The sequence below is a fragment of the Opitutaceae bacterium genome (assembly GCA_015075305.1).
Taxonomy (GTDB): domain Bacteria; phylum Verrucomicrobiota; class Verrucomicrobiia; order Opitutales; family Opitutaceae; genus UBA6669.
Genome location: JABTUS010000009.1, coordinates 61,791 through 76,700 on the forward strand (window position 1 = coordinate 61,791; position 14,910 = coordinate 76,700).

General features: G+C 60.6%; 12 protein-coding genes and 1 pseudogene. 9 read left to right on the top strand and 4 right to left on the bottom strand.

Annotated elements, in window-relative coordinates:
• Window positions 1–46 precede the first annotated feature (46 nt).
• A complete protein-coding gene (locus HS122_16620) occupies window positions 47–2,071 on the top strand; it encodes a hypothetical protein (protein ID MBE7540020.1) in 2,025 nt (674 codons plus the stop codon).
• 6 nt (window positions 2,072–2,077) lie between these two features.
• Here the strand turns inward: HS122_16620 and HS122_16625 are convergent, their stop codons facing one another.
• Window positions 2,078–3,238, bottom strand: a complete 1,161-nt coding sequence (locus tag HS122_16625) for an SAM-dependent chlorinase/fluorinase (protein MBE7540021.1) — start codon at window positions 3,236–3,238, stop codon at window positions 2,078–2,080.
• Between the two features lie 52 nt (window positions 3,239–3,290).
• Here HS122_16625 and HS122_16630 point away from each other — a divergent pair, with 52 nt between their 5' ends.
• The gene (locus HS122_16630; GenBank protein MBE7540022.1) at window positions 3,291–4,424 is read left to right on the top strand and encodes a histidinol-phosphate transaminase; all 1,134 of its coding nucleotides are present in this window, start codon (window positions 3,291–3,293) and stop codon (window positions 4,422–4,424) included.
• Here HS122_16630 and HS122_16635 read toward each other — a convergent pair.
• Window positions 4,414–7,782, bottom strand: a complete 3,369-nt coding sequence (locus tag HS122_16635) for a PD40 domain-containing protein (protein ID MBE7540023.1) — start codon at window positions 7,780–7,782, stop codon at window positions 4,414–4,416. The two genes, HS122_16630 and HS122_16635, sit on opposite strands and share 11 nt — an antisense overlap.
• Before the next feature lie 68 nt (window positions 7,783–7,850).
• A complete protein-coding gene (mnmA, locus tag HS122_16640; GenBank protein MBE7540024.1) occupies window positions 7,851–8,954 on the bottom strand; it encodes a tRNA 2-thiouridine(34) synthase MnmA in 1,104 nt (367 codons plus the stop codon).
• A gap of 360 nt (window positions 8,955–9,314) precedes the next feature.
• Between mnmA and HS122_16645 the strand changes: the two are divergent.
• The 7 genes and pseudogenes from HS122_16645 (at window position 9,315) to HS122_16675 (ending at window position 13,924) form a co-directional block, all read left to right on the top strand.
• Window positions 9,315–9,509 (top strand): annotated as a pseudogene (locus tag HS122_16645) (transposase).
• Window positions 9,510–9,627: 118 nt separating this feature from the next.
• Window positions 9,628–9,813, top strand: a complete 186-nt coding sequence (locus HS122_16650; GenBank protein ID MBE7540025.1) for a hypothetical protein — start codon at window positions 9,628–9,630, stop codon at window positions 9,811–9,813.
• Window positions 9,814–9,911: 98 nt separating this feature from the next.
• Window positions 9,912–10,103, top strand: a complete 192-nt coding sequence (locus HS122_16655) for a type II toxin-antitoxin system RelE/ParE family toxin (GenBank protein MBE7540026.1) — start codon at window positions 9,912–9,914, stop codon at window positions 10,101–10,103.
• Window positions 10,104–10,367: 264 nt separating this feature from the next.
• On the top strand, window positions 10,368–11,483 hold the full coding sequence (locus HS122_16660) for an IS630 family transposase (protein MBE7540027.1): 1,116 nt from the start codon (window positions 10,368–10,370) through the stop codon (window positions 11,481–11,483).
• A gap of 226 nt (window positions 11,484–11,709) precedes the next feature.
• Window positions 11,710–12,561, top strand: coding sequence for a GIY-YIG nuclease family protein (locus HS122_16665; GenBank protein MBE7540028.1), 852 nt, complete (start codon window positions 11,710–11,712; stop codon window positions 12,559–12,561).
• A gap of 482 nt (window positions 12,562–13,043) precedes the next feature.
• The gene (locus HS122_16670) at window positions 13,044–13,238 is read left to right on the top strand and encodes a hypothetical protein (protein MBE7540029.1); all 195 of its coding nucleotides are present in this window, start codon (window positions 13,044–13,046) and stop codon (window positions 13,236–13,238) included.
• Window positions 13,239–13,549: 311 nt separating this feature from the next.
• Window positions 13,550–13,924 carry a hypothetical protein gene (locus HS122_16675; protein MBE7540030.1) on the top strand — a complete coding sequence of 125 codons (375 nt, stop codon included), beginning with the start codon at window positions 13,550–13,552 and terminating at the stop codon, window positions 13,922–13,924.
• A gap of 89 nt (window positions 13,925–14,013) precedes the next feature.
• Here HS122_16675 and HS122_16680 read toward each other — a convergent pair whose 3' ends face one another.
• Window positions 14,014–14,751: a TonB-dependent receptor gene (locus HS122_16680; GenBank protein MBE7540031.1), complete on the bottom strand. Its 738-nt coding sequence runs from the start codon at window positions 14,749–14,751 to the stop codon at window positions 14,014–14,016.
• Between the last annotated feature and the right edge of the window lie 159 nt (window positions 14,752–14,910).

Consider the following 14,910-nt stretch of genomic DNA (forward strand, 5'->3'; position numbering starts at 1 on the left):
CCTGACGCCTGGAAATCTACCTACGACACAAAGCGCGGAATATTAAATGCAATACCTCGGACTCCTCTTCACGCTCGCACTCCTATTTCTCAATCTTTGGGGCGTGGCATTGATGACGGGCTGGTTCTGGCGCAACCGCTGGCTGGCGTGCGCACTTGGCCCATGGCTCCTGACCACCCTATTTTACGCCGTGGAGTCGTACCACGGACTAGGGAGTCTTCGAGGCCTCGGTTTCCTAGGGTCAACTACCTCCCTCGGGCTCATTCTATTGAGCGCCTCGAAATGGATGCCCCCGAGATTGAACCCCGTCTGGCAGGCGCGGATCGGGGCCTGGCGGGACGAGTTTTCGCCGCGCCGGATGCTCGACTGCGGGCTGGTTTTCGGCGGGGTGTTCGGCTATGCGATGCTCTGGCGTTTCGCGTATCCGAATGTCGACGGATCCTCGGAGAAACTGGCGGACTTCTCGTACATCTGCAGCTACCTGACGGGTCACACGATCCCGGTGCCCGACGCGTGGCTTTTTCCGTATCCATCCAATCAATACTACAGTTTCCAGCACTATGCGGCGGCGTTGATGGGGCGGCTGCTGGGGCTGACACCCGGCACGGTCTACAACCTTGGTTTCTGCGTTCTCATCGGACTGGGAGGGGTGACTTTTGGCGGCGTCATCTGGCTGCTCTGCAACCGGCGCTGGGTGCGCATTGTCGTGCTGCTCGGACTTGTATTCGGAGGATCAGGGATGTCGGGAGTGATACACCTGGTCGACAAGAACCCGACTCCGTGGAGCAGCATGCGGTTCATCGGCAGTGCGCCGCTCGACCAGGCTCCGCTTGGGCTGCTGCTGAAGTCGTACCAGGACAAGTATCCGAAACTCGATCTGCCGGGAGAGCCCTTCTCCTACTCGATTTTTCTAGGCGACTATCACGCTCCGCTGTCGAGCTATCTCCTGCTCGGACTGGTGGCGATCGCCGCCATCCTGTGGCAGCGCGAGCAGCTCAGGCGTTATGCACTCGTGGTGGGTGCGACACTCACCTGGACGGTGCTGGCAAACACGTGGAGCCTGCCGCTTCAGGCGCTTGTCATCGCTGGATGGCTCCTGTTTCTGGGCAGGCGTTCCCCGCGCGCCATGCTCTGGATTGCCGCGGGGGCGGCGTCCGTATGGATGGCCGCCTGGGTGTACCTTTCTGAGTTCACCACGGCTGCGGGTGGCTACGGCACCGCCATCCGCATGGTGAGCTGGGATGAGCACACTCCCCCTTTGCTGCTCGTCCTTTTCCTGCTGCCGAGTCTTGGGTTCATTCTCCTTGGGTATTTCTCGGGCCAGCGCGCGGGTCGGTGGCTCGGACACCTCTGGATCCTGATGATCGTCTTTTCGGAGTTCTTCTTTGTGGACGACATCTACAGTGGGAACTTCAACCGCTTCAACACCACCTTGAAATGGTGGCCGTGGATCGCAGCCGGGGTCCTCGTGACCCTCGGGCCCATTGTTCTTTGCCACACGCAGCGGCGCTGGGTGCGCATGATCGGGCTCGTGCTCTGCCTCTATCCGTGCAGCTTTGCCTGGGATCTCGCCGTGAACTGGAAGAACGGGTCCAAGGAGGCGATGGGAAAGATGGAGGGGCATGCCTTTCTCACGAAGGAGATGTTCCCGCGCCTGATGCTGAACCGCCTGCAGCAGGAGAAGCGGGGGGTTGTCATTGAGCGGCCGAACAAGGACGCATTCACGAACTCGGCGTGTCTCCCGCTTTTCGCCGGACACAGCATGTGGATGGGCTGGCTCAACCACGAGCAGCTCTGGCGGGGATATCGCGAGGATCTGCCTCAGCGCCAGGCCGCCTTGTTCAAGTTCTTCAATGGCGAGATGGAGAAGCCCCGTGAGTGGCTGCTCGCGAATGACATCGACTACGTCCTCTGGTACCAGGAGCAGGACACGCTTGCGCTATGGAAGGCGATCAATGCGAGAATGGGGCCGGAGTACCTGTGGGTGGAGATTTTCTCACACGACTTCGAGAATGGTCCCAAGGCCGGCTTCTGGAAGCGGATCGGGCGGGACGCCAATGCCGGCGACTGATTCGCATCATTGCGCACCGTATCGACGCAGGTGAATCTTGTCGCCGGCTGAGATGCCGGCGGATCGGGCGGCGTTGCCCTGGTTCACCGCGAGCCAGAAAAAGCCGTCTGCGTTGGCAAACATGACCCACTGCCCGCGGGGCACGCTGCTGAAGTCGCGACCGTACCGGACGCGGTGGGAGTTTGCGCCGATCTTCAGCTCAAGATACCCTCCGGGCTCCATTCCGATCCTCGCAAAGTCGGACGGTTGCGCATCGACATAGACATTGCCGTGGCCGAGCGAGATTTCGGTGACGGTCGCCGTGAATCCACGGTCGTCGGAATCGAACGCAACCCTTGTTGGTTCGGCGGGTGGCTTGACCGTGGCGTCGAAGACCGCGCCCGCGCCGTACACAGCAAGGCCGTCCGCAGAGCGGGACTGTGGCTTCGGCAGGGTTTCGCGACCCTTCTCAATCCACGAAACGAGGGCGCGCAGGGCGACCAGGCGTTCGGCCTGATTGACATTTACGTGGCCATTGCGTGCCACTCGGAAAAGCACTGGCGCGATGATCTCATGACTTGTGCGCGCTTCTGCGGAAGCTCTCACGACATAGTTCCGCGGACCTTCGAGTTCGCTCTGGTTGGTGAGGAAGATCATGGGGATGCGGGGCTGCAGGACGACACCTCCGGTGCCGTCGTCCTCACGGGCCTGCAGGGCGGCTCCAATGGCAACCGCGCCCGAGTAGCCTCCGGTTCCGCGTTCGGCGATGAGCGTGACGATGGCACCGCCCATGGATTCGCCCTCCAGAATGACCATGCCGGGCTCGCCGAAAAGCGTCGCGATGTGTTCACGCAACGCATCGATGTCCTTGATGGCGTCGCCGATGATCATGCCATTCCGCCGGTAGCTCGTCGTCGCCACTATCCAGCCCTCGTTGAGAAGCGTGGCGTACGCAAGACGCTGGACGGAGAGGTTGGCGATCAGCGGTTCTTCGGGACTGCGGTACCCGTGGGCGTGGATCAGCAGGCGCCCGTTCCATTGGCCGGATGGCCGGGCGAAAAGGAAGCGCGCATGCTCAATCTCGCCCGTGGTGATCGACGGGGAGGCAGCCTGTGAACAGGGCGCAAGGAAAACCAACGCCAGCGCGGCCGCGCACTGCCGCAGGAGGGAAAGTCGTGTTGGGCGCATGCCGGATGATTTCTGGCTTTTGTGTGCGTGTCCAATCGTGTTCTCTGGCCGGATGCAACTCGCGGACCTCGTGAATCCCTCCGTTCTGTCACAACCTGTGTATGAGCCTGGCAAGCCCATCGAGGAGGTTGCCCGCGAACTCGGACTCGATCCCGCCGGGATCATCAAGCTCGCCTCCAACGAGAATCCGTTTGGTCCGTCGCCCCGCGCGATTGCCGCGGCGCGCGCGGCGCTTTCCCATTCGGAACTCTATCCCGATGGCGGCTGCTTCGCGCTGCGGCAGAAACTGGCGGCGAAATGGAGTCTCGAGCCGGACCAGTTTGCCGTGGGAAACGGATCCAATGAACTCCTCGAACTGCTCGGACACGTCTTTCTCCGTCCGGGCGATGAGGCGGTCATGGGGGCGCCGGCGTTCGTCGTGTACAAGCTGGTGACGCTCCTGTTTGGCGCCAGGGCGGTGGAGGTGCCAACCCGCGGCTTCGCGCATGATCTGGACGCGATGAAGGCGGCGATCACGCCGCGGACCAAGCTCGTTTTCGTCGCCAGCCCGAACAACCCGACCGGCGTGCCGAATTCCTCGAGCGAATTTCTCAGCTTTGCTCGGTCGCTGCCCGATCACGTCGTCCTCGTGTTCGACGAGGCCTATGCCGACTACGCGGAGGATGCACCAGACGTCCGGCCGCTCATCAGGGAGGGCGGAAAGATCGTGGCTTTGCGCACGTTCTCCAAGGCCTACGGGCTCGCGTCATTGCGGATTGGATACGCTTATTCCAGCGCGGAGATGGCGTCATTGCTCGGCCGCGTCAGGCAGCCCTTCAATGTCAACGCCATCGCTCAGGCGGCGGCCATTGGCGCGCTGGACGACGATGAATTTGTTTCGCGCAGCGTCCGCGACAACCGTGCCGGCCTCCTCCAGCTTCAGGAGGGATTCAGGCACCTCGGCCTTGAATCCGTGCCGAGCTCGGCGAATTTCATTCTCGTGAAGGTGGGGCAGGGAGTCGAATGCTTCCAGGCGCTTCAACGCAGGGGTGTGATCGTGCGTCCGGTGAAGTCCTACGGATTGCCGGAATGGGTGCGGATCACGGTGGGCACCCGCGAACAGAATGAGCGGGTGCTCCATGAGCTCGGAGCCTGGCCGGGACTGGTCCGGGCTCCGGAGCGGTCTGCCGGCCGCGCTAAGGCTTGACGGGAAATGGCGGTGGCGTGGGAAGCGTCACGGCCTTCGTCTTGAGCTCCTCGAGGATGACGTCGATCGCCTTGTCGAGCTGCTGGTCCTCTCCGTGGAATTCTTTCAACGGATCGTTGTCGACCACGATGTCCGGATCGACACCGTGCCCCTCCATGATCCACGTCTTTCCATCCGTGGAATACGGGGCGAACTCGGGACGCATCAGAGTCCCATTGTCGACAAAGGGGAGCGAGCCGCTGATGCCCACGACCCCTCCCCAGGATCGTTTGCCGATCAGTTTTCCGATGCCCATGGCGCGAAAGCGGAAGGGGAAGATGTCGCCGTCCGACGCCGAGTATTCGTTCATCAGCGTGACCTTGGGACCGAGGAGTTGATCGGGTGGATCAGGGTAGGGGCTGCTGTTGCGTGACATCTTGATCATGACCAGTTCCCGGTTCAGTCGCTCCGCGATCATGGGTGAAACGTTTCCGCCGCCGTTGCCGCGGACGTCAACAATGAGCGCCTCGCGCCGCAATTGAGGGTAGAATCTGCGGACGAATTCGTTGAGCCCCTCGACTCCCATGTCGGGGATGTGCAGATAGCCGACCCTGCCTTCGGTCCGGGCGCTGACATGCGCGATGTTTTTCTCGACCCAGCTTTCGTAATAGAGGGGCGCCTCATCGGCGATGGGGATGACAGTTACGTCGTGCGCGCCGTTTTCGACGGGAGACTTGTTGACGCGCAAGACGACCTGTTTGCCCACGGTTCCGGTGAGCGAGGCATAGATGTTCGCCATCTCGCTGGTTGGCTGTCCGTTGACGGCCAGGATGTAATCGCCCTCGCTGACATCGACTCCGATTTCAGTCAGCGGCGACCTTGTGGAAGTCTGCCAGTTTTCGCCGGGCAGGATCCGATCGATGCGGTAGGCGCGACTCCGCGGGTCGCGCGAGAGCTGCGCACCCAGCAGCCCGGTGGGTTTGCGGGGTGCCTCGACGCGATCGCCTCCGCCGACGTAGGCGTGTCCGACATGCAGTTCGGAGATCATTTCACCGATGAGGTAGGTTAGGTCGTTTCGAGTGGCGACGTAGGGTAGCAGCGCTCCGTATTTTTCACGCTGCGCCGCCCAGTCGATGCCATGCATGTTGGGCGCGTAGAAGAAGTCGCGCATCTGACGCCAGCTCTCGTTGAAGATCTGGGACCATTCGGCCTTGCGATCGAGTTTCGTCTCCAATCCGCCGAGATCGACCTTGGCTTCCGGCTTCAAGTCCCATTTGCCGGAGGGGGTGTCAATCAGCCACCAGTCGGGGCCGGTGCGCAGCAGCATTTTCTTTTCATTCCGGCTGATCATGTAAACGTCGGCATGGCCGAGCTCGGTTTCCTTCCGATCCTTCAGGTTGTACAGCGCAACAACGGATTTCGACCGAGTGCCCGCACCAAAACCTTCTCCGCCGCCTCCTCCGGTGACCGGTCCGGAGGGAACGCGTCGATAATACACCTTGTCGCCGACGATGTGGAGGGATCCGTAGTTTGACGGCTCAATCGGCAGTCCTATCACGCGTTGACTGAGTCCTTCCACGTCAACGACGACGGATGGCGGTTCCTTCCCTGAGCCATCCGAGGAGGCCGCCTTCTTCTCGTCGTCGGCTTTGTCCTTGTCCCCCTTCGCGGTGGGAGCGCCTGCCGGCTTGTCCGCATTGGAGGCGGCTATGGCAACCTCGTCACTCTTTGGTGCAAATGGGGAGGTTGTGGCCTTGGCGAGCGCGAGCAGGTAGACGCGCTCCATATTCATGTAGGCGTGGTTCCATTCGGTGGCCGAATAGACCGGGTTGAAGTCGCGTGAAGAGGCGAAGGCCAGCCACTTTCCGTCCGCGGAAAAGCGGGGCGAATTGGCGTCGAACCAGGCGTCGGTTGCCTCCACTGCGGTGCCGTCGGAGAGTTTTGTGAGGACGATCTGGCTGATCCGAGATCGTCCCGTGCGGGTCCATGCGATCCATTTCGAATCGGGCGACCAGGTGAAGTCACGGATCTGTCCATCGCGATTCTCCGCCACCAGGGCGATGGCTTTGGAGTCCACATCGACGGTGCGGAGGCGCTGCTTCCTGTCCGACCAGGCGAGCTTTCGGGAGTCGGGCGACCAGCTTGGATTGTAGTAATACGTGTCGGCTCCGCTTGTGAGCTGGGTTGGCGTGCCGCTGCCATCCTGGGGGCGGATGTAGATCTCGGACTCGCCGCTGGCATCGGACACGTAGGCGATCCACTTGCCGTCGGGCGACCAGGCGGCGCCGCGTTCGTGGACGCCTGAAGTCTGGGAGAGATTGCGCGTGGGTCCGTGCTTTGCCGGCGCAGTGAAGATGTCGCCGCGGGCGGTGACAGCGAGACGCTGGGCGTCGGGTGAGAGGTCGATATCCTGCAGCATTTTGGCGACGCTGATCTGGCTGTCGCGAGCCCCGGCGAAGTCTTCCTTGATCTGAATCTGCACGGGCGACACCCGGTCGGTCGTGAGGTTGAGGAGCCAGATCCGCCCGGCCTGTTCGAAGGCGATGCCTCCGCGTCCGAGCGAGGGAAACTTCACGTCGTAGTCGTTGAATCGCGTGATCTGCGTGGTTTTTTTGGTGCTGGTGTCGTAGGCGAAGAGGTTCCCCCGGCCCGTGCGCTCCGAAACGAAATAGATCTTTCCGTTGGAAGCCCACATGGGGAAAATGTCCTGGGCTTCATTCTGTGTGATGTTTTCGATTTCGCCTGACTTCAGGTCATAGATCCAGATGTCGTCTGCCATGCCGCCCCTGTAGTTCTTCCAAGTGCGGAACTCGCGGAAGACGCGGTTGTAGGCGATCTTGGTGTCGTCGGGGGAAAACGAGACAAAGCCGCCGCGCGGAACAGGCAGTTGCGTTGGAAGGTCGGCGTCGGGCTTGACCGAAAAGAGTTCGCCGATGAACGGATTGAAGGAGCGCCAGCGGGAGCGAAAAACGACCTCGGGCGAGCGGTTCTTCCAGGTCATCACGATGTTGTTGGGACCCATGCGATCGGCCAGGTCGTCGCGTGAAAGCGTCGCGGAGTAGGTGAGCCGCTGTGGCGCGCCGCCGGTGGCCGGCATGAGGTAGACCTCGGTGTTGCCATCGTACTGTGCGGTGAACGCGAGCTGTCGTCCGTCGTTTGAGAAGCGGGGGAAAATGGCGTATCCGGGCCCGTCAGTCAGGCGGCGGGCGGTTCCACCGGCGACGCCGACGGTGTAGAGCTGACCCGCATAGGAGAAGACGATCTGATCACCGTTGGTCGTGGGAAAACGCAGCAATCGAGTTTCGCTCAGCTCCGGCGGGGCGGCGCGCAGTGAAACCAGCGCGGTTGCGGCAAGCGTGGCGACCAGGCAAGGGGTTATCCATTTCATCATCGCCAAGCTCCTACCCGGAGGGGTGGAGTGCCGCCAGAGAAAAGAAGCGGCGCGGACTACAGGTACACGCCGCCGCCGAGAAGCCGGGGGCCGTCGTAGAGCGCCAGGATCTGGCCGCTGGCAAGCGCGCGCTGCGGAGTGTGAAAGCGCACCCGTGCCGTGCCATCGGCTTCAGGAAACAGCTCGAGGGGAACGCGCGGGTCGCGGTACCTGACGCGACCTTCGAGGGAGAGGGGCGAAGTCGGGGGAGGTGCGTTCCACTGAAGCGAATGCACGCGGCACTCGGATTGGAAAAGCCCCGGAGCGGATGGGGAGTCGAAAGCGACGAGCAGGGCATTGTCGGCGGCGCGTTTTCCAACAACGACATAGGCCTCATGGTCCGTGTTGGAGGGGATGCCGATGCCCTTGCGCTGGCCGAGGGTGTAATAGTGAAGCCCCTTGTGCAGCCCGAGCGACTTTTCGTCGGACGCCCGCAGGATCCGCCCGGGCGACTCCGGGACGTAGGCCCGAAGGAAGTCCTGCATTTTCACCTCGCCGATGAAGCAGATGCCCTGGCTGTCCTTCTTGTCCGCGGTTGCGAGCCCAGCGTCGCGGGCGATGGCGCGAAGTTCGGGCTTCTGCAGGTGACCGATCGGGAAACGCGCGTCCCGGACCTGTTTCTGGTTCAGGAGCGCGAGAAAGTAGGTCTGGTCCTTGTTGGTGTCGACACCCTCGTGAATGGCAAACGGATGATCGGAAGCCTCGGTGTCAGCCACCTGAATCCGACGCGCATAGTGACCGGTGGCGACAGCGGTGAAGCCGTGGTCCTTCGCCCAGGAAAGAAAGATACCGAACTTGATTTCCCGATTGCACATGACGTCGGGGTTCGGTGTCAGGCCTCTCGCATATCCCTCCAGGAGATAGTTGACCACACGCTCGCGGTAGTCGCGCATCAAGTTGACAACCTGGAAATCGATGCCGATGCGTTCGGCGACCGAGCGCGCGTCGACGATGTCCTGCTGCCAGGGGCAGTCTCCGACGATATTGTCCTCGTTGATCCAGTTCTTCATGTAGGCCCCCGCAACGTCGTGCCCCTGCTGTTTGAGCAGGAGGGCTGCGACCGAGCTGTCGACCCCTCCGGAGAGGGCGACAAGGATGCGTTCACGGGACCGGTTTGACATCGACGTGCGAAACGACGGGCAGCGGGGTGGGTTTGTCAATGGCACTCCGTTCCGCGGGCTTCCAACTCGCCTGAAAGTCCGCGCACAAATCCGCAGGCGTGAATCGGCCCGTGGCCGCGAGCCTGACAAGCCGATGGTGCTGTTCCATGAGGTAAGCCTGATTCCAAGCCGCGGTCCGATCGTGCAACCCGGCGTGGCACGGGCGTCCCGCCCGCGATGTTTCCCACACCATCAAAACTGTGCATTCTTCTTTTCTTGGACATGTGGATCGTTTTTTCGAGTTTCGGTTAACGATCCGTCCTGTCCAGTTTTCGGGGTCCACCTCAGGCCGTGGCCCGCACCCTCAAAAGCCATCTGGTGAATCTTCTGACGTACTTCCAGCGCCCGATCACCAATGCCCTCACCGAGGGCTTCAACTCCAAGATCCAAGCCATCAAGGCCGATGCCCGCGGCTTCCACCGCTTCGAAAACCACCGCGCCCGCATCCTCTTTTTCTGCGGCAAGCTCGACCTCGCGCCCCTTCTTCCCTCAGGCGCTATCCACACGATTCCGTGAAGAACCCAGATTGACCGCCTGAACCACTGTCCATTTTTTCGAGACAAGCCCAGCTCATTTTAAGCGCTCGGCAAATCCAAGCCTTGCGCGCCTGAAAGTCCTGTCCTATTGTCTGGCCATGACGCCCAAGCAGAAAACGCTTCAGGCACTCGGGACGCTCCCCGAAGATGCCTCGTACGAGCAGCTTCAGGAGGAGGTTAAGGTTCTTGCGGCTCTCGAAGAAGGCGAATCCGACATTCGAGAAGGTCGGGTTGTTTCGCAGGAAGAAGTTAAACGTCGTTTGGCTCAATGGACTTCAAGCTGAGCTGGACTGAGCGCGCCGTTGCAGACTTGGCGGAGATTGTCCGTTAGTATCGGGAGGAAGAGAAAAGCGTCGAAGCCGCAAAGAAGGTTGGCGCGGCCATCATCGACCGAGTCGAGGTTCTTCAGACATTTCCCGACATTGGACCTCGATACCCCAAAAGGGATGGAGTGCATCGAGAAGTCCTACGCTACGACTTTCGAATTTTATATCGAGTGGATCGAGAGGCACGTTTGGTTCACATCGTACGCATTTGGCACGGGCGGCAGGATCCGACGTCGCTCGTTCTATAAAGCATGCGCCGAACCAGCCCCAGAGCCAACGGCCGCAAGCGGCCGTGGCTCATCTTGAACGTTCGGCAAAGGCAATCCTTGCACTTCCAAGTTCGTTTCCCACGTTAGAAGCATGGCCACGCAAGTCATCTCATCTCTCCTTGCATTGCCCAAGCGGAAGAGATTGGAAATTGCTGAACGTCTGTGGCTTTCGGTCGCAGATGAGCTAGTGTTCTGTTGCTGAAATGACTAGACTTAAAAGTCGTTATCGTTCAACCTGCAAGCATGAGCAGGAAACCGACGATTCTGACGGTCACGGCAGACCAACGTGGCGTTTTGGAGCGCTGGGTGGGTGCGCACGGTACGCCCCAGCAGGTGGTGAAGCGCTGCCGGATCATTTTGCGCAAGGCCGAAGGGCTGGACGATGCCACGATTGCGGAGGAGCTGGAGGTGAACCGGCACACCTGCCGGCTGTGGCGCCAGCGCTTTGTGTCCGCAGGTCCGCAAGGATTGTGGGACGTGGCGAATGGCCGCGGGCGCAAGCCGCGCCGAGGGCTGGCGAAAAGGATCGTCGAAGCGACGCTGCACACGAAGCCGCCGGGGCGGACGCACTGGAGCGCGCGAACCCTGGCGAAGGCGCAGGGCGTGCATGCGAGCACAGTCGCGCGTATCTGGCAGGAGCATGGGTTGCAGCCGCACCGACAGGAGACGTTCAAACTCTCCCGCGATCCACAGTTTGTGCCCAAACTGCTCGATGTGGTGGGCGTTTACCTCAACCCACCGCAAAACGCGGTGGTGCTCTGCGTGGACGAGAAAAGCCAGATTCAGGCGCTGGATCGCACGCAACCAGGCCTGCCGCTGAAGCGCGGTCGCTGCGGCACCTGGACGCACGACTACGTGCGCCATGGCACGACCACGCTGTTTGCCGCATTGAACGTGGCCGCCGGCAAGATCAGCGGCCACTGCTTCCCGCGCCACCGGCACATCGAGTTCCTGAAGTTCCTGCGACAAATCGACGCGGAATATGCCGAGGCGGACGAGCTCCATCTTATCGTCGACAATTACGGCACCCACAAACACGAGCGGGTGCAGCGCTGGCTCGCCCGGCGTCCACGCTTCAAACTGCACTTCATTCCCACCAGTTCGAGCTGGCTCAATCTGGTGGAGCGCTGGTTTGCCGAACTCACCGGCAAGGCGGTGCGTCGCGGCAGCTTCTCCAGTGTTCCCGATCTGATCAACTCGATCACCCGCTTCATCGAGCAATGGAACCAGGAGCCCACGCCATTTGTTTGGACCGCCAAGGCGGAGGACATCCTTGCCAGGATCGAACGCTGTCGTCGCCGGCTCGAGGCCATCCAGCCCGGTTGCACCCGGCGAAAGCCGCGCAAGAAGGCCGCATGATATATGTATAGTCATTTCCGCGACAGAACACTAGACATGCCTGTGCCGCAAAGCCACCAAAAGTTGCTCAACACGCGCATGGCGAGCTTCCGCGCCGGCAAGAGCAAGCCAATCTCTCACGACGAGTTGATGCGCAGGCTTCGTTTTTCGTGAAGAGTCTCCCGGTTGAAGCGTTGCCTGAAGTTGAAGGCGACCTTCGTGCAGCGATCCAGCACTACTCAAACACATGCCTTCAGCGACGATCAAGCTCTTCTTACCTTACGGGGATGCGAAGGGACTTCGCACGGCGGAGATCTCGAACTGGACGGGAAAGGCGCTCGCAGCTCCCCGCACCGAGCTTGATCGACTCCTTGCGCGCGAGGAATGCGAAAAGGCCGGAGTGTATGTGCTTACGGGCAGCGATCCCTTCACGAACGCGCCACGTGCCTACATCGGCGAAGCCGAGATCATCCGCGACCGGCTCAAGCAGCACAAGGGGAAGGAGTTTTGGGTCTCCGCGGTTGTCTTCGTGAGTAAGGACGAGAATCTCACGAAGGCTCACGTACGCTATCTCGAGAGTCGCCTTCTCTCGGAGGCCATGGAGATCGGTCGTTTCACGCTCGAACAGAATCTGCCTGGAGGTTCGAAGCTGCCCGAGTCCGACCGAGAAGACATGGAAGTGTTTCTTTCGCGCATACGACAGTTGTTGCCCGTCCTCGGATCGGATCTGCTGACTCCAATCGCAAAGGCTCCCACCAAGAGCCAAGCCGGTGGAGAACTCTTCTGCCGCATCAAAGACGCGGTGGCTCGGGGTCAACGCACGCCGGACGGATTCGTCGTATTCGATGGATCGACCGCTGTCCTGGAAGATCGCCCATCCGCTCAGCAGCGGCACCCCTTCGTTGTTACGCTTCGCAAGAAGCTGCTTGCCGATGGGGTTCTCGAGAAGGAGGGTGGATTCTTCGTCTTCAGGAAGGACACGGAGTTCTCCAGCCCGAGCGCGGCCGCGGCGGTCGTGCATGGCGGTGGCGCGAATGGGCTCACGGCATGGAGGACCAAGAATGGCACGACTCTCAAGGAACTCGACGAGAGGGCCTGACAACAGCATGCAGCGGTCGGCGCTGCGCGCCGCCGCTGAGGCTGAGCGTCAGCCAACTCGGGCCTCGCTGATAGAGTGCGACGTGGCAATTTCAGCACGTGCCAATCACACTACCACTCAAGTCGATGACGAAGGCCGACAAGTTGCGTGCGATTCCAAGGGCCAAGGGGTCAGTCCTTACATCAAGACCTAATTGACGCGGCACTTGCTTACCTGGCGATGCAGGATTGGGTTGGGCACTCCGCGCACCCACGAACGATCAAGCCACGGATGAATTTGATTCGCAGCGGAGTCATAACCCCGCCAGCTTCACCCCATCGATGCCCCCGACGTCAGCTCAACTCCCCAGCCTCTTCCGCCGCTCCGCGGATTCGTTCAACCAGTCGCCAGACAGAGCCAACGGCCCCAGGCGGCCGTGGTTCATCTTGAACGTTGGGCGCAAGCCACCTTGACGAAGTCCCCATCACCCGCATCCTGATGCCATGACACTCCTCGCGATCAAGCATGAGATGAAGCGGCTCAAGCCGCGCGAGCTGAGAGAGTTACAGTCGTATCTCATTCGCTTGCGCCACAGTACACCCGAGTGGAAACGTGCGACGGCAAAGAAGATTCGTGCTGTTCAAGCCGGGCGTTTCGTTACCGCTGAAGCTCTCGAAAAGCGTATCGCCGGTGAATGAGCTTGCCCGCTTTCGTATTGTCCTCGAGGAGGAGGCGAGCGAGTTCGTCATTTGCCAGTCCGGGCGTAAACAAAGAAAGCTGCTGGATATAGCCTATGCGATTGCCAGAAGCCCTTTGCCGAGCCCGACTATATTTTGCCGGACGGTGACGGCCGTTCTATTGCACATGTCGCCACTGAAGGGTTCGTGTTCAGTTATTGGGTCGATGCCCCGGTCAAACGAGTAGTGATTGTCGAAATCGAACGAGAAGACGAACGAGAAGAATGAAAAGGAGCCCAACCGGGCGCCAGAGCCAACGGCCTCAGGCGGCCGTGGCTCATCTTGAACGTTATCCGAAAATGGCGTATTCTCCACGCAAGCTAGAGTTCCTCGAACGTGAGTGCCTCAAAGAGGCGAACCGCGCGATGCGTTCAGGCAAGATGAGCAAGGAGGCGTTTCTTAAGCTTCGAATTCAGACCTACTCGCCGTTGGAGCGACTCGTTGTTTTAGTCGGTGCTATCATCGCGGGCGGTTTCGCAGCATGGCTGTTTCTCGTGAAAGACTCCGCCATCGTGGCAGCAATCTTCGTCGTCTTGAGTCTTTTCCTGCTCCTCATAGCCGCATTCGGACGGCACTCCACTGTCGTATCCGTTTTGCACGCGATAGATACCCGGATCACAATGCAAATTCTTGATGCCATCTTCTGAGCCTTGTGAGCGCAGCGGGCGTGAGACTCAGGGAAATTCCATGCCGTTGGTCCCTGCATTCGGGGCCGAGCACGTCCCGGCCATGCCTGTCAGAATCGGATGTCGGTGCCCACCCGCACGGCGAGTGGCGAGCTTGGCGTGATGTTGTTGTTGCTGTGCGCCAGGGAATAGTACTTCCGATCGAGCATGTTCTCGACATTGAGCTGAAACCGGACGCTGGAGTTGAGCTTGAAGAACACGGCTGCATCAAGTCTGACAAACCCGGGCAGCGAAACCCGATTGTCGGCGGAGGCGAAGATGGCGCCACGATGGATGATGCCGAGTCCCGCGCCCCATTGAGCATTGAGATCGTAACGGCTCCACAGGGAGAAACTGTGCCGTGGCAACTGGCCGAGACGCTGTCCCGCCTTGATGGTGGATGACTGTGTGGTCTTGATGCTTCCGTCCTGATAACTGTATCCGCCCACAATGCTCCAATCGCTGGTCAGGCGACCCGTGATGCCGAGCTCGATGCCCTTCGCACGCTGACCGTCCACGAGGATGGATTTAGTCGGATCCGAGGGGTCGGCAATCGCGACATTCCTGCGGTCGAGCTGATAGGCTGCGGCGGTGAGAATCAGGTCGGGACGATACTCCCATTTCGCGCCGATCTCGATGTTTTCAAAGCGTTCCGGATCGAGACTGCGGTTGGCGAGCGTGAGCGACGAAAGTTGCTCGCCGGCCCGCGGAACGAAAGTGCGGCTGTAGCTGGCGTAAAGGGAAAGGATGTCGACGGGTTTGAACACCGCTCCGACACGGGGGGAAATCTCATTGTCCCGATTCTCCACTTTCGATCCCGTGCGGTGATTGCGAAAGCTCAGCCAAAGGGGTCAAACTTCACTTTTCGCATAATTCAATCCCAAATGGGCATGAATACGCCTACGACTCCATCGGGAACCGTCAGTGGTCGAACAGCACCGGCCTCAGCGGGCAGCCGGACGGCGCTG

What these genes read in the sequence shown, in the direction of transcription:
- HS122_16620 (MBE7540020.1), top strand. Translation starts at nt 47, where the DNA reads ATGCAATACCTCGGACTCCTCTTCACGCTCGCACTCCTATTTCTCAAT.
- mnmA (MBE7540024.1), bottom strand. Translation starts at nt 8,954, where the DNA reads ATGTCAAACCGGTCCCGTGAACGCATCCTTGTCGCCCTCTCCGGAGGG.
- HS122_16665 (MBE7540028.1), top strand. Translation starts at nt 11,710, where the DNA reads ATGCCTTCAGCGACGATCAAGCTCTTCTTACCTTACGGGGATGCGAAG.
- HS122_16630 (MBE7540022.1), top strand. Translation starts at nt 3,291, where the DNA reads ATGCAACTCGCGGACCTCGTGAATCCCTCCGTTCTGTCACAACCTGTG.
- HS122_16625 (MBE7540021.1), bottom strand. Translation starts at nt 3,238, where the DNA reads ATGCGCCCAACACGACTTTCCCTCCTGCGGCAGTGCGCGGCCGCGCTG.
- HS122_16650 (MBE7540025.1), top strand. Translation starts at nt 9,628, where the DNA reads ATGACGCCCAAGCAGAAAACGCTTCAGGCACTCGGGACGCTCCCCGAA.
- HS122_16670 (MBE7540029.1), top strand. Translation starts at nt 13,044, where the DNA reads ATGACACTCCTCGCGATCAAGCATGAGATGAAGCGGCTCAAGCCGCGC.
- HS122_16660 (MBE7540027.1), top strand. Translation starts at nt 10,368, where the DNA reads ATGAGCAGGAAACCGACGATTCTGACGGTCACGGCAGACCAACGTGGC.